17 protein-coding genes and 1 pseudogene are annotated in these 25392 nt (G+C 71.8%); 4 read left to right on the top strand and 14 right to left on the bottom strand.

Features of this window, described 5'->3' with window-relative positions; genetic code table 11:
- Positions 1 to 39: 39 nt before the first annotated feature.
- Positions 40 to 3852, top strand: coding sequence for a multifunctional oxoglutarate decarboxylase/oxoglutarate dehydrogenase thiamine pyrophosphate-binding subunit/dihydrolipoyllysine-residue succinyltransferase subunit (locus ACQEWB_RS33220; protein WP_432837537.1), 3813 nt, complete (start codon positions 40 to 42; stop codon positions 3850 to 3852).
- 56 nt (positions 3853 to 3908) lie between these two features.
- Here ACQEWB_RS33220 and ACQEWB_RS33215 read toward each other — a convergent pair whose 3' ends face one another.
- The 9 genes and pseudogenes from ACQEWB_RS33215 to ACQEWB_RS33175 form a co-directional block, all read right to left on the bottom strand.
- Entirely contained in the window at positions 3909 to 4619 is a 711-nt protein-coding gene (locus ACQEWB_RS33215) for a hypothetical protein (RefSeq protein WP_432837535.1), read from the bottom strand.
- A gap of 92 nt (positions 4620 to 4711) precedes the next feature.
- On the bottom strand, positions 4712 to 7726 hold the full coding sequence (fxsT, locus tag ACQEWB_RS33210) for an FxSxx-COOH system tetratricopeptide repeat protein (protein ID WP_432837533.1): 3015 nt from the start codon (positions 7724 to 7726) through the stop codon (positions 4712 to 4714).
- A 126-nt stretch (positions 7727 to 7852) separates the two neighbouring features.
- On the bottom strand, positions 7853 to 9298 hold the full coding sequence (locus ACQEWB_RS33205) for an aKG-HExxH-type peptide beta-hydroxylase (RefSeq protein WP_432844153.1): 1446 nt from the start codon (positions 9296 to 9298) through the stop codon (positions 7853 to 7855).
- On the bottom strand, positions 9298 to 10488 hold the full coding sequence (locus ACQEWB_RS33200) for an FxsB family cyclophane-forming radical SAM/SPASM peptide maturase (RefSeq protein ID WP_432837531.1): 1191 nt from the start codon (positions 10486 to 10488) through the stop codon (positions 9298 to 9300). Before ACQEWB_RS33200 ends, ACQEWB_RS33205 begins: the two co-directional genes overlap by 1 nt.
- A gap of 165 nt (positions 10489 to 10653) precedes the next feature.
- Entirely contained in the window at positions 10654 to 10848 is a 195-nt protein-coding gene (fxsA, locus tag ACQEWB_RS33195; protein WP_432837529.1) for an FxSxx-COOH cyclophane-containing RiPP peptide, read from the bottom strand.
- A gap of 41 nt (positions 10849 to 10889) precedes the next feature.
- Entirely contained in the window at positions 10890 to 14267 is a 3378-nt protein-coding gene (locus ACQEWB_RS33190) for an SAV_2336 N-terminal domain-related protein (protein ID WP_432837527.1), read from the bottom strand.
- A gap of 7 nt (positions 14268 to 14274) precedes the next feature.
- Positions 14275 to 15299: pseudogene (locus ACQEWB_RS33185) on the bottom strand (AAA family ATPase).
- Positions 15300 to 15411: 112 nt separating this feature from the next.
- A complete protein-coding gene (locus ACQEWB_RS33180; protein WP_432837525.1) occupies positions 15412 to 17481 on the bottom strand; it encodes a trypsin-like peptidase domain-containing protein in 2070 nt (689 codons plus the stop codon).
- Entirely contained in the window at positions 17478 to 17918 is a 441-nt protein-coding gene (locus ACQEWB_RS33175; protein WP_432837523.1) for a CU044_2847 family protein, read from the bottom strand. The genes ACQEWB_RS33180 and ACQEWB_RS33175 overlap by 4 nt, the downstream gene beginning before the upstream one ends.
- Before the next feature lie 202 nt (positions 17919 to 18120).
- On the opposite strand from ACQEWB_RS33175, the gene ACQEWB_RS33170 reads away from it, so the two are divergent.
- The gene (locus ACQEWB_RS33170) at positions 18121 to 18303 is read left to right on the top strand and encodes a DUF6104 family protein (protein ID WP_432837521.1); all 183 of its coding nucleotides are present in this window, start codon (positions 18121 to 18123) and stop codon (positions 18301 to 18303) included.
- A 45-nt stretch (positions 18304 to 18348) separates the two neighbouring features.
- Here the strand turns inward: ACQEWB_RS33170 and ACQEWB_RS33165 are convergent, their stop codons facing one another.
- Entirely contained in the window at positions 18349 to 19191 is an 843-nt protein-coding gene (locus tag ACQEWB_RS33165; RefSeq protein WP_432837519.1) for a hypothetical protein, read from the bottom strand.
- Between the two features lie 163 nt (positions 19192 to 19354).
- Between ACQEWB_RS33165 and ACQEWB_RS33160 the strand changes: the two genes are divergently transcribed.
- Both ACQEWB_RS33160 and ACQEWB_RS33155 read left to right on the top strand, forming a co-directional pair.
- A complete protein-coding gene (locus tag ACQEWB_RS33160) occupies positions 19355 to 20389 on the top strand; it encodes a DUF4097 family beta strand repeat-containing protein (RefSeq protein ID WP_432837517.1) in 1035 nt (344 codons plus the stop codon).
- Position 20390: 1 nt separating this feature from the next.
- The gene (locus tag ACQEWB_RS33155; protein WP_432837515.1) at positions 20391 to 21458 is read left to right on the top strand and encodes a helix-turn-helix transcriptional regulator; all 1068 of its coding nucleotides are present in this window, start codon (positions 20391 to 20393) and stop codon (positions 21456 to 21458) included.
- A 108-nt stretch (positions 21459 to 21566) separates the two neighbouring features.
- On the opposite strand, the gene ACQEWB_RS33150 is transcribed toward ACQEWB_RS33155, so the two are convergent.
- From ACQEWB_RS33150 to ACQEWB_RS33135, 4 genes are all read right to left on the bottom strand, one after another.
- Positions 21567 to 22133 carry a Clp protease N-terminal domain-containing protein gene (locus ACQEWB_RS33150; protein ID WP_432837513.1) on the bottom strand — a complete coding sequence of 189 codons (567 nt, stop codon included), beginning with the start codon at positions 22131 to 22133 and terminating at the stop codon, positions 21567 to 21569.
- A complete protein-coding gene (locus tag ACQEWB_RS33145; protein ID WP_432837511.1) occupies positions 22133 to 22342 on the bottom strand; it encodes a helix-turn-helix domain-containing protein in 210 nt (69 codons plus the stop codon). The genes ACQEWB_RS33150 and ACQEWB_RS33145 overlap by 1 nt, the downstream gene beginning before the upstream one ends.
- A 102-nt stretch (positions 22343 to 22444) precedes the next feature.
- Complete coding sequence (locus ACQEWB_RS33140) at positions 22445 to 23410, bottom strand: zinc-binding dehydrogenase (RefSeq protein ID WP_432837509.1); 966 nt, start codon at positions 23408 to 23410, stop codon at positions 22445 to 22447.
- 344 nt (positions 23411 to 23754) lie between these two features.
- Positions 23755 to 24975 (bottom strand): NAD(P)-dependent malic enzyme, encoded by a 1221-nt coding sequence (locus tag ACQEWB_RS33135; RefSeq protein WP_432837507.1) that lies wholly within the window; start codon positions 24973 to 24975, stop codon positions 23755 to 23757.
- Between the last annotated feature and the right edge of the window lie 417 nt (positions 24976 to 25392).

Genomic DNA, 25392 nt, shown 5'->3' with positions numbered 1-25392 from the left:
CCATCACCTTGTGAGAAGCGGAAGAGGGCGGTTGCCGCCGTGTCGCCACAGTCCCCCAGTAACTCGAGCATCTCGACCGACGCCGACCAAGCGGGCAAGAATCCCGCTGCCGCGTTCGGACCGAACGAGTGGCTCGTCGACGAGATCTATCAGCAGTACCTCCAGGACCCGAATTCGGTAGACCGAGCCTGGTGGGACTTCTTCGCCGACTACAAGCCGGGCGCGGCTGTCGCCTCGGCTCCGGCGGGTACTGCGGCCGCGGGGGCCGCAGGGACCACCACAGCGGCCCCGGCAGCTCCTGCCGCCGCTCCGGCTCCGGCCGCCCCGGCCGCCGTTCCCGCGCCGGCCCCGGCCGCCCCCGTGGCGCCCAGGCCCGCGGCCGCCGCCCCGGCGCCTGCCGCCGCGGCTCCGGCCCCGGCTGCCGCGAAGCCCGCCGCCGTCAAGCCGGCCGCCCAGGCCGCGCCCGCCGCCGCGGCCCCCCAGGGCCCGGAGCTGGTGACGCTGCGCGGCCCGGCCGCCGCCGTCGCGAAGAACATGAACGCCTCGCTGGAGGTGCCCACGGCGACATCCGTGCGCGCGGTCCCGGTGAAGCTGCTGTTCGACAACCGCATCGTCATCAACAACCACCTGAAGCGCGCCCGGGGCGGGAAGATCTCCTTCACGCACCTGATCGGCTACGCGATGGTGCAGGCCATCAAGACGATGCCGTCGATGAACTACTCCTTCGCGGAGAAGGACGGCAAGCCGACCCTGGTCAAGCCGGAGCACATCAACTTCGGCCTCGCCATCGACCTGGTGAAGCCCAACGGCGACCGCCAGCTCGTGGTCGCGGGCATCAAGAAGGCCGAGACCCTGAACTTCTTCGAGTTCTGGCAGGCCTACGAGGACATCGTCCGCCGTGCCCGTGACGGCAAGCTGGGCATGGACGACTTCACCGGTGTGACGGTCTCCCTGACCAACCCCGGCGGCCTCGGCACCGTCCACTCGGTCCCGCGTCTGATGCCCGGCCAGTCGGTCATCATGGGCGTCGGCTCCATGGACTACCCGGCGGAGTTCCAGGGCACCTCCCAGGACACCCTGAACAAGCTCGGCATCTCGAAGGTCATGACGCTCACGTCGACCTACGACCACCGGGTCATCCAGGGCGCCGCCTCCGGCGAGTTCCTGCGGATCGTCGCGAACCTGCTGCTCGGCGAGAGCGGCTTCTACGACGAGATCTTCGAGTCGCTGCGCATCCCCTACGAGCCGGTCCGCTGGCTCAAGGACATCGACGCCAGCCACGACGACGACGTCACGAAGGCCGCCCGCGTCTTCGAGCTGATCCACTCCTACCGGGTCCGCGGCCACGTCATGGCCGACACCGACCCGCTGGAGTACCGCCAGCGCAAGCACCCCGACCTGGACATCACCGAGCACGGTCTGACGCTCTGGGACCTGGAGCGCGAGTTCGCGGTCGGCGGCTTCTCCGGCAAGTCCCTGATGAAGCTGCGCGACATCCTCGGCGTGCTGCGCGACTCGTACTGCCGCACCACCGGCATCGAGTTCATGCACATCCAGGACCCCAAGCAGCGCAAGTGGATCCAGGACCGCATCGAGCGCCCGCACTCCAAGCCGGAGCGCGAGGAGCAGCTGCGCATCCTGCGCCGCCTGAACGCGGCGGAGGCCTTCGAGACCTTCCTGCAGACGAAGTACGTCGGCCAGAAGCGCTTCTCGCTCGAAGGCGGCGAGTCGGTCATCCCGCTGCTGGACGCGGTCCTCGACTCGGCGGCGGAGTCCCGTCTCGACGAGGTCGTCATCGGCATGGCCCACCGCGGCCGCCTGAACGTCCTGGCGAACATCGTCGGCAAGTCGTACGCCCAGATCTTCCGCGAGTTCGAGGGCAACCTCGACCCGAAGTCGATGCACGGCTCCGGCGACGTGAAGTACCACCTGGGCGCCCAGGGCACCTTCACCGGCCTGGACGGCGAGCAGATCACCGTCTCGCTGGCCGCGAACCCCTCCCACCTGGAGACGGTCGACCCGGTCATCGAGGGCATCGCCCGCGCCAAGCAGGACATCATCAACAAGGGCGGCACGGACTTCACGGTCCTCCCGGTCGCCCTGCACGGCGACGCGGCCTTCGCGGGCCAGGGCGTGGTGGCCGAGACCCTGAACATGTCGCAGCTGCGCGGCTACCGCACCGGCGGCACGGTCCACATCGTCATCAACAACCAGGTCGGCTTCACCGCGGCCCCCGAGTCCTCGCGTTCCTCCATGTACGCGACGGACGTGGCCCGCATGATCGAGGCCCCGATCTTCCACGTGAACGGCGACGACCCGGAGGCCGTGGTCCGCGTCGCGCGCCTGGCCTTCGAGTTCCGCCAGGCGTTCAACAAGGACGTGGTGATCGACCTCATCTGCTACCGCCGCCGCGGTCACAACGAGTCGGACAACCCGGCCTTCACCCAGCCCCTGATGTACGACCTGATCGACAAGAAGCGCTCGGTGCGCAAGCTCTACACCGAGTCCCTGATCGGTCGCGGCGACATCACCCTGGAAGAGGCCGAGCAGGCCCTCCAGGACTACCAGGGCCAGCTGGAGAAGGTCTTCACGGAGGTCCGCGAGGCCGTCACGGCCCAGCCGGCCGCGGGCCCGGTCTCGGACCCGCAGGCGGAGTTCCCGGTCGCCGTGAACACCGCGATCTCCACGGAGGTCGTGAAGCGGATCGCCGAGTCCCAGGTCAACATCCCCGACACCTTCCACGTCCACCCGCGTCTGCTGCCGCAGCTGCAGCGCCGGGCGGCGATGGTCGAGGACGGCACGATCGACTGGGGCATGGGCGAGACTCTCGCCGTCGGCTCCCTGCTCCTGGAGGGCACCCCGGTCCGCCTCTCCGGCCAGGACTCCCAGCGCGGCACCTTCGGCCAGCGCCACGCGGTCCTCATCAACCGCGAGACGGGCGAGGAGTACACCCCGCTCCAGTACCTCGCCGAGGAGCAGGCCCGCTACAACGTCTACAACTCCCTGCTCTCCGAGTACGCGGTCATGGGCTTCGAGTACGGCTACTCGCTGGCCCGCCCCGACGCGCTCGTGATGTGGGAGGCGCAGTTCGGCGACTTCGTCAACGGCGCGCAGACGGTGGTCGACGAGTACATCTCGGCGGCGGAGCAGAAGTGGGGCCAGACGTCGGGTGTGACGCTGTTGCTGCCGCACGGCTACGAGGGCCAGGGCCCGGACCACTCGTCCGCCCGTGTGGAGCGCTTCCTGCAGCTCTGCGCCCAGAACAACATGACGGTCGCGATGCCGACCCTCCCGTCGAACTACTTCCACCTTCTCCGCTGGCAGGTGCACAACCCGCACCACAAGCCGCTGGTGGTCTTCACCCCGAAGTCGATGCTGCGCCTCAAGGCCGCCGCGTCGAAGACGGAGGAGTTCACCTCGGGTCAGTTCCGCCCGGTCATCGGCGACACGACGGTGGACGCGGCCGCGGTCAAGAAGGTCGTCTTCTGCACCGGCAAGGTCTACTACGACCTCGAGGCCGAGCGCCAGAAGCGCGGTGTCACGGACACGGCGATCATCCGCCTGGAGCGCCTGTACCCCCTCCCGGGTGCCGAGGTCCAGGCCGAGATCGCCAAGTACCCGAACGCCGAGAAGTACCTCTGGGCCCAGGAGGAGCCGGCGAACCAGGGCGCCTGGCCCTTCATCGCCCTCAACCTGATCGACCACCTCGACCTGGCGGTCGGCGCGGACGTCCCGCACGGAGAGCGACTGCGGCGCATCTCGCGCCCGCACGGGTCTTCGCCGGCGGTGGGGTCGGCGAAGCGGCATCAGGCTGAGCAGGAGCAGTTGGTTCGGGAGGTGTTCGAGGCGTAGTAGCGCCTCGGTCGCAACGCGGAGGGTCCGGTCCCGGATTGGGGGCCGGGCCCTTCTCATCTACGCGTGCGCCGGGCTTCCTCGTCGGCTTCCATGACCAGGGTGACGAGGCGGTCCGCCGCGCGTGTCTGGCGCCGGACGCACTCGGCGAACACCGGGAGCCGCAGAGGCTGCGGAACATCGGCCAACGTGGCCGCCGCGATGAGTCCGCGTTCGAACTCCGCCGCGTCGACAGTACTGTTGACGAGCTCCGTCATCGCCGCGGCGACGGCCTCCAGATGGGTGCCCAGACGGCCGGTGTGCTGCGACGCCACGTTCTGGACGTTCGGGATGAGCCTCGCCACGCCGGTCAACTCCCCTTCCGTCGCAGCACCTTTGAGGTTGGCGACGCGCCGGGCCTCGACACCCACGTCGACCAGCAGGGCGCGGGTTCGGTCGAGATCACCGTTGTCCCGATCGCCCTTGCGCCACCGCTTCTTGAGCAGGAGGCCGACAATCGTTGCCACCGCCCCCAGGCCCAGCACAATTCCCGTGACGTTCCTGACGGTCTCCCAGCCGTCCCCCTGCGACTGCTCGGTCCCGGTGTCCGTCTGCTGCGGCGTGGGCGTCCCGGCGGCCTGCTCGAAGCCGACGACCGTGTGCACGGCAGGAACCGCTCGGACCGGAGCGGCCTCGCCGCGGGGCGATATCACCAGCACCACACCGAGTACGGCGCCGGCGGCAAGTCGAGCCACGCGTACTGGCGTCGTGGCATGGCGGATTGTCATGGAAGAGCTCCTGAAACGAGCAAGCCAAGGGGGTACTCTGCGCTCCCGGAGCGCGGAACCGAACCGCGCTCCGGGTGGGCCGTTCGGTCCCGTCAGGACGTCTGGGGCTCGAAGTCCCAGTACGGGCGGTTGCGGGAGCGGGCCGAGATGGTGTGAACGTGCTGTTTGCCGAGCGTCGCCTCCAGGTCCGAGAGGGCCTCCTGCTCCGTCTTCTCCGCCTGCCGACGTTCCCGCAGACCACGCAGGTCGGCCGCGAGCGCGATGCGTGCGGAAAGCGTGAGGGGGTGAGTGCGGCCCAGCACCTCGGTGGCACGGACGACCGTGTCCTTGCTGAGCGCCGCCGCCGACTCCGTGTCACCCACCAGGTTGCGCAGCGCAGAGGCGTTGACGGCGCAGCCCAGCGTCCAGGGATGGTTCTCCCCCACCGCCGAGGTCATGCCGGCCAGGGCCTGCTCGATGAGGACGTGCGCGTGCTCCCGCTCGCCGACGTTACGCAGGATCAGCGCCTGGTTGGCGCGGGCCCCCGCCACGAAGGGGTGGCTGTCGGCCAGCTTGAGTTCGTAGCGGGCGACGACGGCCTCGCTGAGCTCCCGCGCCTCGTCGATGTCACCGTTCTCCCGCGCGAAGCAGCTCTGGGCACTGGCGAACATGAGGGTCCACGGGTGCGTCTCGCCCATCACCCGCTCGCCGCGCTCCAGGACCCGGGCGAGCAGTTCTCCGGCCTTCGCGCGCTCCCCTCTGCGGTAGTGGCACAGCGCGAGGTTGTACTCGGCCTTCAGGGTCTGCGGGTTGCTCTCCCCCATCACGAGGCGGTTCTCGCGCAGGCTCTGCACCTGGTTCGACTCGGCCTCGTCGTAACGGCCGGTCAGCCGCAGGTCGATGGAGAAGGAGATCTGCGAGTCCAGCGTCCAGGGATGGCGCCCCTTCAGCAGGGACCGCCGGGCCTCCAGCACCTGGCGGTCGATGTCGAGGGCCTCGGCGTAGGCACCCAGCAGCCGCAGGGTGACGGCCACGTTGTTCTGCGCGTTCAGCGTGCGCGAGTCCTGTTCGCCGAGGAGGCCCTGATAGGCCGCCAGGGTCCGGCGGGACAGGTCGAGGGCCTCGTCGTAGCGGCCGAGACCGCGCAGGTCCGCCGCGAGGCCGCTGGCGGCGCGCAGGTACTCCAGGTCGTCCGGGCCGCGCTCCGCACGCAGGTGTTCGAGGGCGGCGCGGTTGAGGACTTCCGTGCGCTCGTACTCACCCGCGGCGCGCAGCACGTTGACGTAGTGGAACGACAGCTCCCACAGCCGTGGATGACCCTCGCCGAGCAGCTTCCGCCAGGCCTTCATGGCGCGTTCGCCGAGCTTGATGCCGGCCGTGTACTCGCCGGAGAAGTACATGTAGCGAAGGCAGTTGAGCACCAGTGTCTGGACGCTCGGGTCCTTGCTCTGGAGCACGTCCGCGTACTTCAGGTGCGGCGCGATCTCGGCGTAGCCGGGCCACAGCCGGGTGTCGGTGGGCCTGCGCGGGTCCGCGGCGGCCAGGGCGCGGCGCACCACGTCGATGAACTCGCGCCGGTCCACGTCGGGCATGTCGCCGCCCACGATCTGGTGGACCATGCGGTGCAGATACAGCGACTCACCGGAGGAGGTCGTCTCGTCGGCCCCGGCCTCGTGGGACTCCAGCCGGACCACGGAGTACTGGCGCAGCTGGTTGATCGCCTTGTTCCACAACAGCGGGTCGTTCAGCAGTCCGGCCACCTGTTCGGGCAGGTCGTCGCTCGGCATCTCCTTCAGCAGGCGTACGGGGATGAAACCAGGGGCGAAGAACGTGCACAGCCGCAGCAGGTCGACCGACTCCGGAACGGTCTCGCGGAGCTTGTTCAGCAGTATCGACCAGGCGGTCTGGAAGGCGATCGGGAAGTCCGCCGACACCTTGACGACGTCTCCGTCGATGCCGCCCTCCAGAAGGCCGATGTAGTCCTCGACCGAGAGGTCGGAGTCGTTGAGCCAGCCAGCCGTCTGGTCCAGCAGCAGCGGCAGGTCCTCCAGCGCCTCCGCCAGCTGGTTCGCCTCCTCGTCGGTCAGCCGCGGTGCCCGGCGCCGGATGAACGCCACCGACTCGTCGCGGCCGTAGACCGGCACCTCAAGGAGCATGCTGTTGTGCTCGCTCCACTCCGGGTTGCGGGAGGTGATGATGACGTGGGACGGGCCCGTGGGCACCAGGTCCCAGATCTGGTCGGGTTCGTCCGCACCGTCGAGGATCAGCAGCCAGCGCGCGTACGGATCGCCCCGGCGCAGTGAGTCGCGGACGGCACGCAGCCGCTCGCCGTACTCCTGACCGGTCTGCAGGCCCAGCTTGGGGGCGAGTTCCGCGAGCCCGCGGCGGTAGGTGACGCGCTTCTCGGCGTTGACCCACCAGACGACGTCGTACTCGGACCCGAAGCGGTAGACGTATTCGGCGGCGAGTTGGGTCTTGCCGACCCCGGACATGCCGTGGAACGTGACCACACCCGCGCCGGGCTCCGCCGTCGTCAACTGGTGGTAGGCGTCGTTGAGCAGGGGCTCACGGCCGGTGAAGCGCGTGTTGCGACGCGGCACTCCGCCCCAGACCTCGGGCATGGTGGCCGGGAAGCGGGGGCCGCGCCGGGTGCCCTCGGCGGGCTCCGGCAGCGGGTCGGCCGGCAGGTCCAGCCGTTCCAGCAGGCGTCGTTCGGCCTCCTCGGCACCCAGGTTGATGAGGCCGACGGCGGCGAGCACCGCGGTGGCGGACGGCACCTGGGCGGTGGTCAGGGAGACGGCGGCGAAGCGGGAGGGATCCGGGACGACGACCTCGCGCAGTGCCGCGTTCCACTCCTCGTGGGTACGCGGGCCGAGTTGGAAGTACCACTCGCTGACGATGATGAGGATCCGGCCCTCGGCGGCCTTCAGGTCGCGCAGCAGCTCCACCAGCGGGGTCTCGGCGGGCGAGTCCCAGCGCTGGAACACCACCCGGACACCGCGCCGCTCCAGCCGGTGCCCGATCCAGGCCGCCCAGGCCCGGTTGAACCCGGCGAAGCTGATCGTGACGGTCTGTTTCGCGACCGTTTCCCCCACGGTCGACCCGACCGGCATACGAGCTCCAGACATGCAGCGGCCTCCTGCGCTCAGTCAAAAAATCCTAGAACCTCGGCACGGCGGTGGTAAGTCCCTACGCCACTAACTGCGCCTCGGTTCAAGGATCTTCGCGCAGTGGACAGGGTACGGCGGGCATCTTCACTCGTTCGGACGGGTGGCCGATGCCTGCCGCTGCCTCCACAGGGTGCGCGCGGCTTCGAGGTACGCCTCCGCCCGGACGGTGTGCCCGCGCGGCGCGGGATGCGCGGCCATGCGTTCGTGGGCGGCGACCATCTGGTCCACGAAGCGGCGTCCCGCCACGGTGAGCTGCGGCGATCCGACGAGCGCAGGCAGGACGGCACCCACCTGCGCCCGATAGCGGCTGTGCTGACTCCAGGCGGATTCCCGATGGGCGGCGACGGTGAGCGCTCGCCGCTGGAAGAAGTCCGCCAGCGCCAGATGCGCGTAGGCGCCTTGTAGGAGGCCGTCGTACGGCCGTGGATCGGGCCGCCAGGGGGCGAAGTACCGTGGCTGGCCGTCGTCCTGATGGAGCACCAGCGCATCGCTCAGGGCGGCGAGTTTGGCGTGCTGCAGTTCGTGGACCAGGGTCGCCGCGAAGGCGACCGGCGAGGGCGGGGTGCTGCTGAACAGGGCGCCGAACGCCTCCCGCCGGGTGGCGCTGCAGCCGCCGCGGCCTTCCGCCCCTGGTGGCATCTCCAGGGGCACGAGGCAGCGCAGCAGCGCCAGGGCCTCCGTCAGCCGGTGCTCGCCCCCGGTGCGCAGCGCCGCCGCGGTGCCCGACCAGGCCTGGAGCCAGCGCTTGCGTCCCGCGTCGTCCAGGGTGGTGGGTCCGCTCTGGGTGGGATGGAGGGGCTCGGGGCCCGCCCGGTAGGGGTCGAGGTCATCCAGGGGCATGGGCGCGGCTTCGGGCGTCAGTCCGGGCAGCGCGTGCGCCGGCGTCCAGGCGAGCGCACCGGACCAGGCGCCGAATCCGCTCTCCAGGAAGACGACGACGTCGGACTCTCCGTGCTGACGCAGCGTCAGGCGACCGTCCGTGGCCGCCACTTCGACTGGTACGTCGCCAGGCCGGGCCGTGTGCAGGCTGCCGAGGGACGGGAGGACGAGGATTCCGTCGTGGGCGGTCAGGCGTGCGTGGAAGGGAATCCCGGCACGGGTGGCAACCACCGTGGCGAGGGCGCTGAAGTGGGCCAGGGCGAGCCGCAGTTCACGTGCTCCGTCCGGACCGGGAGGCCCTCCCGTCCGGTCCAGGCAGCGCAGACAGCGCAGGGCCCACGGCCCGGCGAGCGGGTAGAGGATCCGGTCCCGTGCGGGTGCCGTGGCGGGCCGGTCGGCGGCTCCCGCGGGCCCGGGCCCGGCCCGCACCGCGGCTTCCGTCTCGGCCAGCAGCGCCCAGTCCTCCCTCAGCCGTGTCTTCTGTGCGGCCGAGCACACCGCCGGTTCCGCCGCGTCCGCCGCGTCGAGGAGGACCCGGAGCAGGAGCAGCCGCCGGGTGTCCTGGTCCCGTACGAGAAGTGCGAGCGTGTCGGGGCCGCCCTCGGCACGGCCGAGTTCGTCGAGGGACCGGTCCGGGATGACCGAGAGCATCACGGGGTGTTCCTTTCGAGGGGGACCGGGACGGCGGCGGCCGTGGGCCCGGCGACCCGTGCGGCCACATGGCGGATGAGCCGCTGCAGGTCGGCGCAGTACACGGATGGGTTCCGGAATCCGTTCCCGGCCCGGTAGCGGTGGGCGTAGTGCCCGCCTCCGCAGACCGTCAGCAGCGGACAGACCCGGCACTGCCCGGCGAGCGCGCTGGCAGCCGCCTGCCGGGCGGCCACCCCGGGATGCCGCAGGGCCTCGTCGAAGTCGTGCCGGAAGATGTCGAGGCCGGTGCGCGCGGCGCCCTCGTAGGCCGACTTCAGCGAGTCCACCTGCTCGATCGATCCGTCGGTCTCGACGACCACGGCGTCGAAGGGTGCGAGCCCCAGGGACTCGGTCGCCGCCGGCAGCCCCAGCAGCAGCGCGATGCACTCCTCGAAGAGCCGGACGCGCGTCGCCCTGCGCCCGGCCGCGTACCAGCGGTCGAAGACCGCGCACAGCCAGTCGCCGTAGACGGTCCCCGTGGCGTCCCAGTGGGGCGGCGGGCTGGACCAGTTCCCGTGCGGCAGCAGCAGGTCGATGGCCGGTGGTTCGAGGGCGAGCAGGGACTCGTACGTCGCCACGGGGTCCTGCGTCGGGTCGACGACCGCGAGGATTCCGGCGTACGACCGCGGGAAGCGTTCGGCGACCAGGCGTGCCCCTCGTGCGGCGGCGGCCCAGGAGGGGCGGCCCGCGTGGTCGACCCGCCGTGCGTTGCCGGCGGCGGTCCCCGCGTCGAGGCTGATGCCGATGCTGACGTCGTGCCGGGCCAGGGTCGCCACGCGGCCCTCCGTCAGCAGGGTGGCGTTGGTCTGGACGGTGGCGCGGACCGTGCGGCCGGCCGGTACCCGGTCGCGGACCAGCGCCGTGAACCGGCCGAGCGTGTCGGCACCGGCCAGCAACGGCTCTCCGCCGTGCAGCACCAGGGAGACGGCGGTCAGGTCATGGCCGCGGACGTGCTCGGCGATGCGGGACGCGGTGCGGTCCAGGACCTCGGCGGACGCGGCGGCGGGACGGGTGCGCCAGGTGTGGTCCGGGCCCTCGTAGAGGTAGCAGTACCGACAGGCGAGATTGCAGCGGCCGTGCACCTTGACGATGAACTGCCGGAACGGGAAAGGCCGTTCGGATATCGGACCGGGAGCGGCCTGTCCGGACACACCAACACCCCCATGTCGTACGCCCGTGTCACGGCCCCGCGCGCAGGGAACCGTTTCCCGTCCCGTCTCCTGCCGCAAACGCGCCGCGTCCGACACTGTCCGATTCGATGGACAACGCGACCGAAACCGCGCCGCCCGCGGCTGCGTTCGCGAACGGGTCGGGTCTCAGAAGGAGTTGTTCCATCCCCAGAGCGTCTCGCCCGGCCGGGCCGACCGCTCACGGAGTTCGGCCAGCACCTCGCGGAGCACCGGATGCTCAATGGTCCTCAGGTCCTCCAGGGCCAGCCGCGTCAGGTCCGGCAGTGGCTCCGCCGTCTCCGGACGCCCGGTGACCTGCGCCGCTTCATCGTGTCCGTTCACACCGTCCCCCTCGTCTCCGGTGAGCGTCCGTGGCCTTCCGCTCACTCCAGTGCCGCCAGCCGCTCCGCCGTGTCCAGGGCCGTCGGCCCGCCCGTGCCCAGGCTGCCCTCCGGCAGCTTCGACCACTCCGCGCGGGCCGCCCGGTAGGACTCACGGGCGGCCCGTGGACGGGCCGCCGCCTCATAGGACATACCCCGCCAGTGTTGCGCCTGCGCGGCCAGTTCCACCGCGTCCTGGCGGCGATGGCCGGTTCCCTCCGTCTCCTCGGCCTCCCGCGCGCAGTCCGCGGCCGCGCGGAACGCGTCCACCGCCACGTCCAGCCGCGCCGGGCGCCCCAGGCTCCGGTACGCCTCGTACTGCACCTGCCCCAGCTCCAGCCAGCACCGCGCGGCCAGCAGCGGGTCGTCGGCCTCCGCCGCCGCGAGGCCCAGGAGGTGCTCGGCCTCGCGCAGATCGACTCGGTCGCCGCGGGCGCGGTAGCGGAGCATCAGCGCACGGCCCAGCAGCAGCAGACGGCCGGCCAGCAGGGTGCTGCCCGCCGGTGTCTCCGTACGGCAGTCCCGGAGAACGCGGATGGCGGCGGAGAGTGCCTCCTCGGCATGGCCGGGGGATTCCAGGGCGGCCCGGCGCAGCAGCACCTCGCCCCATTCGGCGAGCAGGTCGGCATGGGCCGAGGCGTCCCTCGGCATACGCCTGGCCGCCTGTTCGAAGTGCCCGGCCGCCGCCTGGAGTTCACGGAGGTCGCCCGTCTCCTCGTAACGCGCCACGCCGAGGCGCCCGGCGCGCACCAGCAGGGCGGCGCGCGGGCTCTGTTCGCGGGTGAGCCGCAACGCCTCCTCGACGCGCGCCTGTGCGTCGTCCAGCCCGCTGCCCGCGGCCAGCAGCGCGTCCACCAGGTCGAGCAGAACGCGAACCCGCGGGAGGCCCGCCTCCTGCGGGTCGTTGTCGAGTGCGCCGCGCAGCGACCGCGCGCTCTGTTCCGCGTACCGGCCCGCCTGTTCCCGGTCGGCCGTCGCTCCGGACAGGCGCAGCAGGACGCGGCCGTGGGCGAGGAGGAGTTCGGGCGGTCGGTGCCGGCGGTCGGGCCAGGCGTCGGCGAACGCCTCCAGCATGCCCACCGCGCCCTGGAGCAGGGCGCTGTCGCCACCGAGACGCCACTGCGCCTCCAGCGCGCCCACGCGTTCCAGGGTGAGTCGCAGTGCCTCCGACTCGTCCAGGTCGGGCGCGCCGCAGGCGACGGCGTACTCGCGGTCGGCGCGGCGCAGCAGGTCGAGGGCGGCACGTTGGTCGCCGCGGCGCCTGCGGTCCGTCGCGGTGGCCCGCAACACCCGTGCCAGCACGGCGCGTTCGCGCACGGCGTGCGGATGGGCGACCGCGCGCTCGGCGGCCGCCTCGGCCTCGCGCAGCAGTTCCGCACCGCCCTGCATCTCCCACAGCCGCAGCACACTGTGGGCGTACTCGGCCCAGAGTTCGAAGTCCCGGCCCGCCGGCCGCTCGTGTTCGGTCGCGCCGCGCAGGAGCTGCACGGCGTCGATGATGTCCTGCACCATGCCTTCCCGGTCGAAGCGCTCGACCAGGGTGCGGGCCCGGACGACCGCGGGGTGCGGCCCGCGGCCCCCGGCCGGGTCGCCGGGCTCCCGGCTGCCGTACAGGGCGAACTGTTCGGGCAGCGGCATGAACCGTTCCAGGACCCGTGCCGCGACCTCGGCGAAGGGCTCCGGCACCAGGGGCGCGGCGCCGTTGTCGCCGTTCTCGCCCGGGTATCCGGCGCCGGGCGAGAACGTGCGCCCCGCACCGTCGTCGCCGAGTTGGGCGAGGGCGAGCGCCGGGAAGTTCGGGCCACCCCGGCCGAAGTGCTGTTCGATGTACTCCGAGCAGTGCTTGAGCACGAGGATGGCCTCGTCCCGGCCCAGCGGCGCCAGCAGCGCCTCCTGCACGCCCGGCGCGAACTCGTACCACTGGACGCCGTCCGCGACATGGTCCTCCCGAGCCCGCGCCACCAGACCGCTGAGCAGCACCTCGGCGAGTTCGGAGGGTCCGGAGTCGGGCAGCATGGTCCGCTGGACCAACTGCATCACCGGCAGGCAGAGCGGGGCCGCGGCCAGATAGACGGCGAGCCGCCCCGCGGCCGGGGAGGCGGCGGAGCGGAACCTGCTGACGAGTTCGAGGGAGGACGCCCGGCGGCCGGGGCGTCCGGTGGCGGCGGGCGGCTGATCCGCGCGCACCCAGCCGACGGCACCGGCCACGGGCCCCGCTCCGGCGCCGGACAGCAGCCGGGCCCAGGCACCCAGGGCCACCGGCTCGGGCGGCAGCACGGGCACGGGCAGTTCGCCCCGCCCGCCCCGGGCGGCCGCTCCGCCGTGCGCACGGACCCGCAGCACGGTCCCGCCCAGCGACTCGCCACGCGTCAACTCGCCGTAGGAGACGGGAAGTCGGGTCCGGTTCCACATACGCTGCGGCAGCGGCTGGAGCACGGCGGCCGGGGCCTGCCGGGAGAGCTGGTGGAGCAGCCGGTGGGCCTGACCACTGCGCCACAGGGGTCCCGCGCAGTCACTGACGAGGACGGTGATCTGGCGGCCCGAGGGGTCGCTCAGCCGGTCGGTGGAGTGCAGCGGCGCCGTGTACGGATCGGGACTGCGGCTGACGCCCGGTCCGCCGTCCGGGCCCTGGTGCAGATAGCTGACCTGCACGTCCCAGAAGGCGCCCAACTGACCGAAGACCTGCTCCAGTTCGGCGAACATCCGGTCCCACACCCGCATCGACGACGAAGCGTCCATCACCAGCTGGAGCCGCGCGTCGGCGCGGGTCACCGCGCGGAACACCGGCAGCACGAGCCCGCCCGCCCGCGCGCTCACCTCCGCGGTCTCCGTCTCCGCCAGCACCGACCGCAGCGGCGGGGCGGCACTGCGGTAGCCCTGCAACGGCCGTAAAGCGCGCTGGAGTTCGAGCAGGGCGGGGAACGCGGGCGCGGCAGGCACCCCGACGGGCAGCGGGGCCGCCCGCCCGCGGCCGGCGCCGACCGACGTGCCGTGCTGGGGCACCGGGTACAGGGCCACGCGCCGGTCGCCGGTCTCGTCGTACACCTGTGGTGCGGGCGGACCGGGCTCGCGCTGCGGCTCCCCGGACGCCGGCGCGGACGTGGTCGGGCCGTCGGGCACCGGCCGGAGGTGGCCGCCGGGCCGGGCGCCGGGCGTGGACGACGGCTCGGCCGGCTCCGCGGGTGGCGTGGGCCGCGCCCACCGGGCCAGCCAGAGGGCGTCGCACAGTCCCTCGGCGTCGGGGTCGAGCCCGATCTGCCGCAGCCGGGCGACGAGTTCGGCGACCGGGTCAACGCCGGGCGCAGCGGGCCCGCCGGTCCCGGGTCCGGCCTCGGGGAGGCCGGGGGAATCGGGACCGTGACGCGCCGCCTCGTCGGGCATCACCGGGTCACCTCGGGCGGTCGAGTCGCTGGATGAGCAGATCGGCGAGGCGGTCACGGCTGGGCGGGGCGGCCGCGTCGGTGAGGTAGATCGCGTTCAACAGTTGGTCCGCGGCGAGCAGTTCGCTGCGGGAGCGTTCCAGGAACCGGTTGATCAGGTCGTCGCCCGCGCGTGCCGCCTCGTCGCCGAGATGGGCGCGTACGAAGGTGGCGAGCCGGTTGTGGTCGGGGCGGCCGAGTTCGAGGTGGATGCAGCGGCGCATCAGCGGGGCGGGGAAGTCACGCTCCCCGTTGCTGGTGAGGACCACGAAGGGGAAGGCACGGCAGCGCACCCGGCCGTCGCGGACCCGCACCTTGATGCCGTCCGCGGTCAGGACCTCCGCCTCACCGTCAGGTAACCGGTCGGCCAGCCGCTCCAGTTCGGGTATCGCGAACTCGCCCTCCTCCAACACGTTGAGCAGGTCGTTGGGCAGGTCGATGTCGCTCTTGTCGAGCTCGTCGATGAGCAGGACGCGCGGTGTGTCCGAGGCGATCAGGGCGGTGCCGAGGGGCCGAGGCGGATGTAGCTGCCGATGCTCTCGACCGCGCCCGGGGAACCGGCCGCCGACCCGTATCCGCCCTGCGCGGCGATCTGCACGTCCTGGAGCCGGGCGATGGCGTCGTAGTGGTAGAGCCCGTCCTGGAGGGTGGAACGGCTGACGATGGACCAGCGCAGCACATTGCCGAGTCCGAGCTCGTACGCCACCGAGTGGGCGAGTGTGCTCTTGCCGGCGCCGGGGCTTCCGGTGACGAGCAGGGGGCGGCGCAGATAGAGCGCCGCGTTGATCATCTCCAGCTCCTCGGCGCCGGGCCGGTGCAGTTCCGCCATGTGGCGGTTGGCGCCGAGCCGGCGGTCCTGGGAGCCGTCGCCCGTGCCCGACGCCGCGTCGCGGCTGGAGAAGTCGCGCCAGGGGGGCGGGGCGGGCAGGCGGTCGATCCCGTCGTGGGGTTCGCCGGCGCCACGGTAGATGAGCCACTCACTGGATTCGGTCATGTCCCGTTCCTCGTCGTCACTCGTCCAGCACGGCAGCCGCCTCGACGTGCATCACGGTATCGATCCTCAGCAGGCCTGGTAAGGGGCCGGTATACCCATGGGCCGGGTTGCGTCAAGGTGCCTCCAGCAGGTCGCCGGTGCCGGGCAGGGGTTGCCGCGGGTCGTCGTAGAACAGGGCTATACCGCTGGCCCAGAAGGCCTCCGTACGGCTCGCGAGGAGCTTCACCCGCAACTCGTGGACACGGTTGGGGAGATGCTCCGCGCCGCGTTCGTCGGCGACCGTGATGGCCGCTCCGCGATGGAACTCCCCGCAGACGGCGTCCCGTCGGCCCTTTCCCCGGCGCCACAGGGCGACCCCGAAGCCGCCGAGGACGATTCGGGCGAGGGCCGCCGCGTCGTCCTCGTAGCGGTGCTCGCCGTAACGGCACAGCACCGGCACCGATCCGGGCGACAGGTCGCGCAACTCGCCGGTGTCCGGCACGGGTTGGGGCACTCCTTCGCCACAGTCGAGGACATGGGCCCGGGCCCCGTGGCTGCGCAGCCAGCGCCAGCGGTCGAGCCGGTCCTCGTCGGGGTCGCTCCCCTCCGCGCCGAACCCGCCCTCACCGGGCAGCCGGTCCCGGTTGACGCAGCGCAACACCAGGGGGCCGCGCGCGCCCAACGGCGGATCCCCCGGCCGCAGCCGCCAGGTGTCCACCGGAAGGTCCAGCCGTACGTGGGGCAGCGCGACCTGGAGGACCGCGGGCCAGCCAGGTTCGTCGCACTGCCGGAAGGCCTCGGTGAGCGGGGCGGCGAGCCGCGCCGGGAGCTCGTCCGTCGCGGTGCGCTCGTCCTGGCCGACGCATTCCACGACCTCCCCGGGACGCACCACGCAGACCCGCCAGTCCCAGCGGTCCCGCTCCCAGCCCCGCTCGACCAGTTCGAGCAGCGCGGACGGACGGGGCCGCCGCTCCGGGGCCCGCTCCGCCGCCACGACCACGGACCGCCGCCTCAGCCGCAGCAGATCCGTACGCAGTCGCACCAGGCGGCGGAGCTGGACCTGTCCTCCCCTGGCCTGCCGTACCCAGTCCCACAGGGCCTTCTCCGCGTCCGCCGTGCCGGGAAGTTCGAACGGCCGCTCGGCGTACGCGGCGCGCACGGCGTATTCGAGTACGAGCCCCCACGCGCCGTCGTCGCGCGCGCTCTCGTACAGCGCTCCGAGCCCGTCCCGCCAGCCGCGCGGGGCGGGTGAGGTGGTCGCCTGGAAGTCCGGCAGGGCCTCAAGGATGTCGAGCAGGGCACGGGTGCTGACCGGCGGCGGTAGGTCCGCGAGCCGGCCCAGCAGCTGGGCCCGCTCGCCGGGGGTGAGGGTGCGGCCTGGCCGGGCGCCCAGTCTGCTCTGCACCTGCGCCCAGGTCGGCCGGCCGGAATCCGACTGGTGCCAGTCCCGGTGGTGGCGGTCGTGGGCGTGGCACACCGCCTGGTAGCGGTCCTCGTGCTCGGCCCGTACGCCGTCCGGGGGCACCGGCAGCCTCCGCAGCTGCTCGATACCGGTGGAGGTGCCGCCGGCCCCGTGGTCCGCCCGCGACTTGAGTACGCCGATGACCTCGCCGCGCACCGGATCGACGACGGGACCGCCCGAGACGCCGTACGGCAGGTCGTTGTGGCCGAGCCGCATCTGGACCCCCTCGGACGAACCGCCGATGGTGCCCTGCACCGTGACGGTCCCGTCCAGGAACTGCAGTTGCCCGGCCACCACGGTCCAGCCCGCGTAGAAGGCCTTGCCCTCGCCGAAGTAGGCGGCCGGCCGCTCGGAGAGGTACACGCACTCATGGTCGACGGGCTCGCGGAGCTGAACCAGGGCGAGGTCCGGGGCGGGCCAGTTGCCGGACGCCCGACGCCCGAGGCCGTCGGGAAGGGTGGCGACGACCTCGCAGGCGACCTGGGACGTGCCGGCACCCGGCCCGTTCTCGTAGACCACGGCCATCTCGCCCCCTCCCCCGCCGCTGACCACGTGTGCGCAGGTCAGAACCCAGTTCGGGGCGACGAAGAAGCCGCTGCCGAGGAAGCTTCCGGGTTCGTCGAGGGCATACCCGACACCTGTGCGATGAATGCGCACGGTCGCGGCCATGACGAGTTCACGCAGCGCACGGTGGGCGGCATCCCGGTCGCTGGATGCGCCCCCGTCGTGCCCGTTCGTCATGCGCCGGTCCCGGTGGCACCGGCGTCGGCGCCCCCGTGCGCCGGAGCGCCGGTGGATGCGCCCGCACGCGCCTCGCCGCCGGGGTCCGGTGGGCCGCCGCCCTGCCAGGTGAGGGTGACCTTGATACCTGCCTTGGCCTCGCCGTCGGCGAGCAGCCCCACGACCTTGCCGGCCTTGGCGGTCAGTTCGATGCCGAACTCGACGCTCACCTCGTCGGGCCGGACCGCGCGCAGCGGTGCGGCCAGGGACCGGGCGACGCTGGTGACGAGCGACTGCAGGCTCTCGACGCTCGCCTCCACCCGGTCCGTGAAACCGGTGTCCGAGTAGGACAACTCCCCAGGTGGCGCGGCGAGTTCATCGGTTCCCGATATCCGAGCCCATACGGGCGTCCCGTCCGGCATCACGATCCGGGCCACCCGTGTCGCTTCCTGCCCCATGGTGCTCCCCCGTGTCACGGGCGCGCGGGCTCCGCCCGACCTCCCCGGCCGGTGCGCCCCCTGCACCCTCACTGCTCCCTGCCCTCCGCCGGGAAGCCTCCCCCGCTTCTGCCCGGAGGAAAAGGGTCCTTCCCCAGAAGCGCGGCCGCCACGCCTATCCTGGTCCTGAGCGCCATTCACACGAACCGACGGAGCACCATTCATGTACTTCACCGACCGCGGCATCGAGGAGTTGGCGAAGCGGCGCGGCGAGGAGGAGGTCAGCTTTGAGTGGCTGGCCGAGCAGCTGCGTACGTTCGTCGATCTCAATCCGGACTTCGAGGTGCCGGTGGAGCGGCTGGCGACGTGGCTGGCTCGGCTCGATGACGAGGACGACGACGAGTAGGTCGGTGTGGTGTGGGGGCGCCCCTTCGGGGGCGCTTTTTGGGTTTCAGTCGCGTGGGCGGATCAGTTCGTACGTCAGTCCCAGGGCTCCGTGCGCCAGCAGCAGCGCCCCCGCCGTGAGCCAGCCGCCGCTGCGGTGTCGTAGGCCCCAGAGGGTGAGGGGGATGCCCGCCGTCACCTGGGCGAGGGCCAGGGCTCGGGAGCGTGGGGTGCCTGACCAGGGCAGCCAGGGGCCCAGGGGGCTCGCGTCGACCGCGTCGAGCTCCGCTCGGACCGTTTCGCGCCAGCCCTGCCATTCGACGGGGCGCGTGTCGGGGTGGGCGCGGGCGACTTCGCGGAGGCGGTCGGCGGGTTCGCCGGGGGTCAGGCCCGCGGGGAGGGTTACGCCCGCGCGGGTGAGGACGGCCAGGAGGGCTCGTAGGCGCGATCGGGCGTCGGCCGAGGGGTCCGGTTTCGTGAGTTCGTTCAGGGACTGGACGTCCAGGACCGGGTCCAGGCCCAGGCGGGCCGCGAAGGTGCGCATCGCCTCGTCCTCGCCCGCCGGGGTGCCGTTGGTGAGCCAGACGTAGCCGACGGGGCGGCGGAAACCGGCTGCGAGGGTGTAGCCGGCGCGGTCGGCGTCCCACCACAGGGCGAGCACGGGCCAGGGGGCGCCGACGGCGAGGGCGGTGGCCCAGCCGGTGACGACACGGTCGACTGGCTCGCCGCCGTGCAGCCACGGCTTGCCCTCGGGGACCAGGACGCTCCAGGCCTCGCCGGCGCCGGTGAGCAGCATGGGTTCGCGCAGCAGGTGGGCGGCCGGGGCGACGGACTCGGGCTGTGCGCGGCAAAGCAGCAGGGCGCCGGGGGCGGGGCCGGAGGGGGCGGGGCGGGGGGCTTCCGTCGACATGGTCACAAAGTATGGCGATTCATGGCTTTTTGCTGCATTTCGCGTCGCCGGTCGGCTTCGGGCGACAGCATCCCCGAAAGAGTGTCTTGACTTTCGACGGCCGCGATATATCGTGAATTGCAGGAGACGCGATATGGCGCGTTGTGACGGGGAGGTCTGCACCATGTCCGAGTGGTCCCTCGCAGAGCCGAGGAAGCTCACGTTCGAAGAGCCCGTGAGGGAGCTCCACGTACGCATCGTCAACGGAACGGTGAACGTGGTGGGCACGGAAGAAGGTTCCGCCCGTCTTGAGGTCTCGCAGATCGAGGGGCCGCCCCTGATGGTGACCCAGCAGCGCGGCACGCTCACCGTGGCCTACGACGACCTGCCCTGGAAGGGCTTCCTCAAGTGGCTGGACCGGAAGGGGTGGCGGCGCAGTGCCGTCGTCTCCCTCGCCGTGCCGGCCGACACGCGCGTGGAGGTGGGTGTCGTGGGCGCCGCCGCCGTGGTCTCGGGGATCGACGGGCTCGCGGAGGTCAAGGGCGTCACCGGGGACACCACCCTCGTGGGGCTCACCGGGCGGGTGCGCGCGGACACCGTCTCGGGGAACGTGGAGGCTCAGGCGCTGCGCGGGGACCTCCGCTTCAACTCCGTGTCAGGGGATCTGACCGTGGTCGAGGCGGGCTCCTCCGTCAAGGCGGACTCGGTGAGCGGCTCGATGATCGTCGACCTCGATCCGGCCGGCCGTCCGACCGACATCACTCTGACCAGCGTCTCCGGCGAGATCGCCATCCGGCTGCCCCATCCGGCCGACGCGGAGGTGGAGGCGAACACCGCGAGCGGCACGGTGTCGAACGCCTTCGAGGACCTCCGGGTCAGCGGCCAGTGGGGCGCCAAGCGAATCACCGGCCGGCTCGGCTCGGGCAACGGCACCCTCAAGGCGACGACGGTCTCCGGCTCGATCGCCCTGCTGAGGAGGCCTGCGGCGGAGGACGAGCCGTGGGACGTCGACCCCGAGGACATCGGCCCGGTGGTCGAGGACGCGGTTCCGGCGGGTTCGGGGGACGCGGCCGACTCGGACACAGGTACGGACGCCGGCCCGGCGGACACCCCGGCGGGCGGGGCGCACAGCGATTCGGGGGACAATTCCGCTTCCGGCCGGGGCGACGGCGCCAGCGACGACCCGGCCGACGGTACGACCGACAAGAAGGTGCTCTGACATGCCTCCCGTCTTCGCCCATGGCCGCCTCCGCCTCTACCTGCTGAAGCTGCTGGACGAGGCCCCGCGCCACGGTTACGAGGTGATCCGCCTCCTGGAGGAGCGGTTCCAGGGGCTGTACGCACCCTCAGCGGGCACCGTCTACCCCCGACTCGCCAAGCTGGAGGCCGAGGGCCTGGTCACCCACACCACCGAGGGCGGCCGCAAGGTGTACGCCATCACGGACGCGGGCCGCGCCGAACTGGCCGACCGCAGCGGCGAGTTGGCCGACCTGGAGCTGGAGATCCGGGAGTCGGTCGCGGAGCTCGCCGCCGAGATCCGGGCCGATGTGCGCGGCGCGGCGGGCGATCTGCGGCGCGAGATGCGGGCCGCGGCCTCGGAGGCCCGGCGCGGCCCCGGCACCAAGGGGCACGGCGAGAAGGACGGCCCCCTGGGGGACTTCGCGGACTACGCCGACAAGGAGGCCTGGCGCGCCGCCAAGGAGGAGATGCGGCGGGTCAAGCAGGAGTGGAAGGAGCAGGCCCGGCGCGCCAAGGACGAGAGCCGCCGGTCCCGCGAGGAGGCCCAGCGGGCGCGGCGCCAGGCCAAGGAGGCGCAGGAGCGGGCCCGGGAGCAGGCGCAGGAGGAGTTGCAGCGCATCGCCAAGCGGGTCCAGGAGCAGGTGCAGGACCACTTCGCACGGGGCGACTGGCCGACGGGAGTCCGGGAGGGCCTGACCGAACTGGCCAAGGACTTCGGCAAGGAGTTCGGGAAGGACTTCGGGTTCGGACGGGGCGGTACGACGGGCAAGGGCGCCGGCAGCAGTAGCGGCAGCAGCGGCACGCCGGGGACCGAGTACTCGTACACCCCGGAGGACTTCCCCGCCGAGTACGAGCCGGCGTGGGCGCACGAGGACTCCAGCGGGGAGCCCGCGCGCGACCTGGACCGGCTGCTCGACCGCTTCCGGGACGACATCCGTGACGCGGCCCGCGACCACGGGGTCACGGAAGACCAACTCCGCGACGCCCGCCGCCACTTGTCGACGGCGGCGGCGCACCTCGGGGCGATACTGCGGGCGCCGAAGGCCTGACGGATGGGAGGGGCGGCTCGGCTGGCCCCCCTCGGCACCGGCACCGACCCAGTCGCCCTCGCCTTCGCCCTCGCCCCCCCTCAGCCCGCCTTCGCCCTCGCCCCCCCCTCAGCCCGCCTTCGCCTCCCCACCCCCGTACAGCACCCGGATCAGCGCCTCGTACGTCACCCCGTGTTCGGCCAGGACCTCGGAAGGCACGCCGGGGCGGTTGGTGAGGGACAGGAGGATGTGTTCGTCGCCGATGTGGCGGTCAGCTCGGGCGACGGCCGTACGGAGGGAGTTTTCGAGGACGTTCCTGGCGTCGCGGCTGAAGGTGCGTCGGCCCGACCACCAGCCCCTGTCCTCACGGTCGCCGGACATCGCCCCGGCGCCGTGCACCGCCTCGACGCGGGCGACGATCTCCGAAACGTCGATGCCCAGCCCGGCGAGGGCATCCGCGTCGGCCCGGGAGAGGCCCGCCCGGCGGCGCGCCTCGGCCACGGCCTCCCGTACCGCATCCACGCGTTCGCCGGCCACCCCGAGCGAGGTGAGCGCGAACGAGGCGCGGCTCGCCTGTCGGTCGAGCAGCGCGAGCAGCATGTGCTCGGCGTCGACGGACCGCGATCCCGACCGTTCCGCGTGCTCGACCGCGCCCTGCACCACCGCGCGGGCGTCCTTCGTGAACCGTTCGAACATCAATGCCTCCCGTACTTCTTGTGGACGGCCTGCCTGCTCACACCGAGTTCCGCGGCGATTTCCTGCCACGACCAGCCGTGGTTGCGCGCACTGCGCACCTGCACCGCCTCCAACTGCTCCAGCAGCCTGCGCAGCGCGGCGACGGCGCGCAGTCCGACGCGTGGATCGCGGTCGCCCGCGCGCTCGGCGAGATCCGTTGCTTCGGTCATGCCGTCAACTTACGTTGACAAGGCAGACTCGTCAACCATGGTTGACAAACGCCGACGGCCGACCCGGAGCCGGGTCGGCCGCCACAACAGCGATATGGGGTGTCAGTCGTTGGTGAGCACGATCTTGCCGAACTGTTCGCCGGACTCCATCCGTTCGAAGCCCTCGCGGGCCCGGTCCATCGGGAGGATCTCGTCGATGACGGGGCGTACGCCCGTGGCGGCGCAGAAGGACAGCAGGTCCTCCAGCTCGTCCTTGGTGCCCATCGTAGAGCCGACGACCTTGAGTTCGAGGAAGAAGATGCGGGTCAGTTCGGCGTGCGAGGGACGGTCGCCGCTCGTCGCGCCGGAGATGACCACCGTGCCGCCGGGCCGCAGCGACTTGATGGAGTGCGACCAGGTGGCCGCGCCGACGGTCTCGATGACGGCGTCGACCCGCTGCGGCAGCCGCGCGCCGGACTCCACCGCCTCCACGGCGCCCAGTTCCAGGGCGCGCTTCCGCTTGGCCTCGTCCCGGCTGGTGGCGAAGACCCGCAGACCGGCCGCCTTGCCGAGCACGATCGCGGCCGTGGCGACACCGCCGCCGGCGCCCTGGACGAGGACGGAGTCGCCGGGGCGTACACCCGCGTTGGTGAAGAGCATCCGGTACGCCGTCAGCCAGGCCGTCGGCAGACAGGCCGCCTCCGCGAAGGAGAGCTCCTTGGGCTTGGGCAGCACGTTCCAGGTCGGTACGGCGACCTGCTCGGCGAAGGTGCCCTGGTAGCGCTCGGTGAGGATGGAGCGGGGTTCGTTCGGGCCGACGCCGTGGCCGGACTGGCCGATGACGGAGTGCAGGACGACCTCGTTGCCGTCCTCGTCGACGCCGGCGGCGTCGCAGCCGAGGATCATCGGCAGTCGGTCCTCGGGCAGGCCCACGCCCCGCAGCGACCAGAGGTCGTGGTGGTTGAGGGAGGCGGCCTTGACGTTGACGGTGCTCCAGCCGGAACGGGCCTCGGGAGCCGGACGGTCTCCCAGTTCAAGGCCGTTGAGCGGCTGGTCGCGGTCGATTCGGGCGGCGTAGACGGCGAACATGACGTCGACGATAGGTGGCGGTTGCCTCCGGCGGTACGGCAGGGGGTTGTGACACATGCCCTCTTGCCAAGGGTTGCCCGGCGTCTGGGTGACCCTCCCTGGCGGCTGCCGCCCCCAGCCCCCCGCTTCGGCCCTGAAGGGGCCTCGTCCTCAAACTCCCCCAGAGGGGGCACCCCCAGACGGGCCGGACAAAGAGGCCGGCGTCAAAAGGTGCCGAACAAACCCGCACCCGCCAACGACGAACCCCACCCACCACAAACGCCCACCCCTCAATCATCCGAACGGGCGGGCGGGTGGGTAAAAAAATGGCCCCGCCCAAACGGACGGGACCATTTCACGCAACCTCAGCGACGAGCAACGCCCTCGGTCCGAGCAGCCGCGGCAACCGCCGCCGTCACCGCAGGAGCAACCCGCTCGTCGAAGGGCGACGGGATGACATAGTCCGCGGCGAGGTCATCCCCCACCACCCCCGCCAACGCCTCCGCCGCCGCGATCTTCATGCCCTCGGTGATCCGAGAGGCCCGCACCTGGAGCGCGCCCGCGAAGATGCCCGGGAACGCCAGCACGTTGTTGATCTGGTTCGGGAAGTCGGACCGCCCGGTCGCCACGACCGCCGCGTACTTGTGCGCGACGTCGGGGTGCACCTCGGGGTTCGGGTTGGCCATGGCGAAGACGAACGCGCCCTCGGCCATCGAAGCCACCGCCGACTCCGCGACCGTACCGCCGGAGACGCCGATGAAGACGTCCGCGCCGGAGAGCGCGTCCTCGAGGGAGCCGCTGAGGCCCGCCTTGTTGGTGAAGCCGGCGACTTCCCGCTTGACGTCCGTCAGGTCGTCCCGGTCGGCCGACACGACGCCCTTGCGGTCGGCGACGGCCACGTCCCCGATGCCGGCCTCGACCAGCATCTTGGCGATGGCGACACCGGCCGCGCCGGCGCCCGAGATGACGGCGCGGAGGTCCGCGATGGACCGGCCGCTCAGCCGTGCCGCGTTCCGCAGGGCCGCCAGCGTCACGACCGCCGTACCGTGCTGGTCGTCGTGGAAGACCGGGATGTCCAGCCGCTCCTGGAGCCTGCGCTCGATCTCGAAGCACCGGGGTGCCGAGATGTCCTCCAGGTTGACGCCGCCGAAGGACGGGGCCAGCCGGACCACGGTCTCGATGATCTCGTCCACGCCGGTGCAGTCGAGCGCGATCGGCACCGCGTCGACGCCACCGAACTGCTTGAACAGGATCGCCTTGCCCTCCATCACGGGGAGGGAGGCCTCCGGGCCGATGTCGCCGAGTCCGAGCACCGCCGTACCGTCGGTGACGACGGCCACCACGGACGACTTCCACGTGTAGTCGTGGACCAGCTCCGGCTGCTCGGCGATGGCGGTGCACACCCGCGCGACGCCGGGCGTGTACGCCAGGGACAGGTCGTCCTTGTCGCGGACCGGCACGGTGGCCTGCACGGCCATCTTGCCGCCGCGGTGCAGCGCGAACGCGGGATCGAAGGAATCGAGGGGCTCCGCCCCGTCCTGATCCGTATTGCTGTCGCTGCGAGGATTGACGATCTCCGCTGCCACTTTGTTTTACCCCTTAAGTCTTCAATGGTTGAGGGTGGCCACTCCTGGTGAGAAGTGGGCGGGACCGCGCATGCCCGATCGATTGATGCGTACGGGTCATACGCGACGGGCGCGCCGCACACGCGCCCCGAGCCCCGGATGAGGGGTGTAAAGAACCTTCTTACCGGACGGACCGCGCCGAAGACGAGTCCATTGCGAGAACAGTGATCAACACCTCGGAACGATGAGTCCGCATCCCGAGATGCGCCGAAGATCCTGCGGCCGGAACGCCGGATTCCCGCAGAAGGTCCGCAGATGACAGGGCCATCATGTCCGAACATGGTGCGGTTCGGGGGTCACCCGTTATCCGATTTTGACATCGTGGGCACCCTGAACGCCTCCGTCCGAATGGCAAGATGCGGTAAACCCACGAGGTCG

The organism is Streptomyces sp. CA-249302 (assembly GCF_050936785.1).
Classification (GTDB): Bacteria; Actinomycetota; Actinomycetes; order Streptomycetales; family Streptomycetaceae; genus Streptomyces.
The sequence above is the reverse complement of the archived record's forward strand: the minus strand, read 5'-3'. Positions and strand labels throughout refer to the sequence as shown.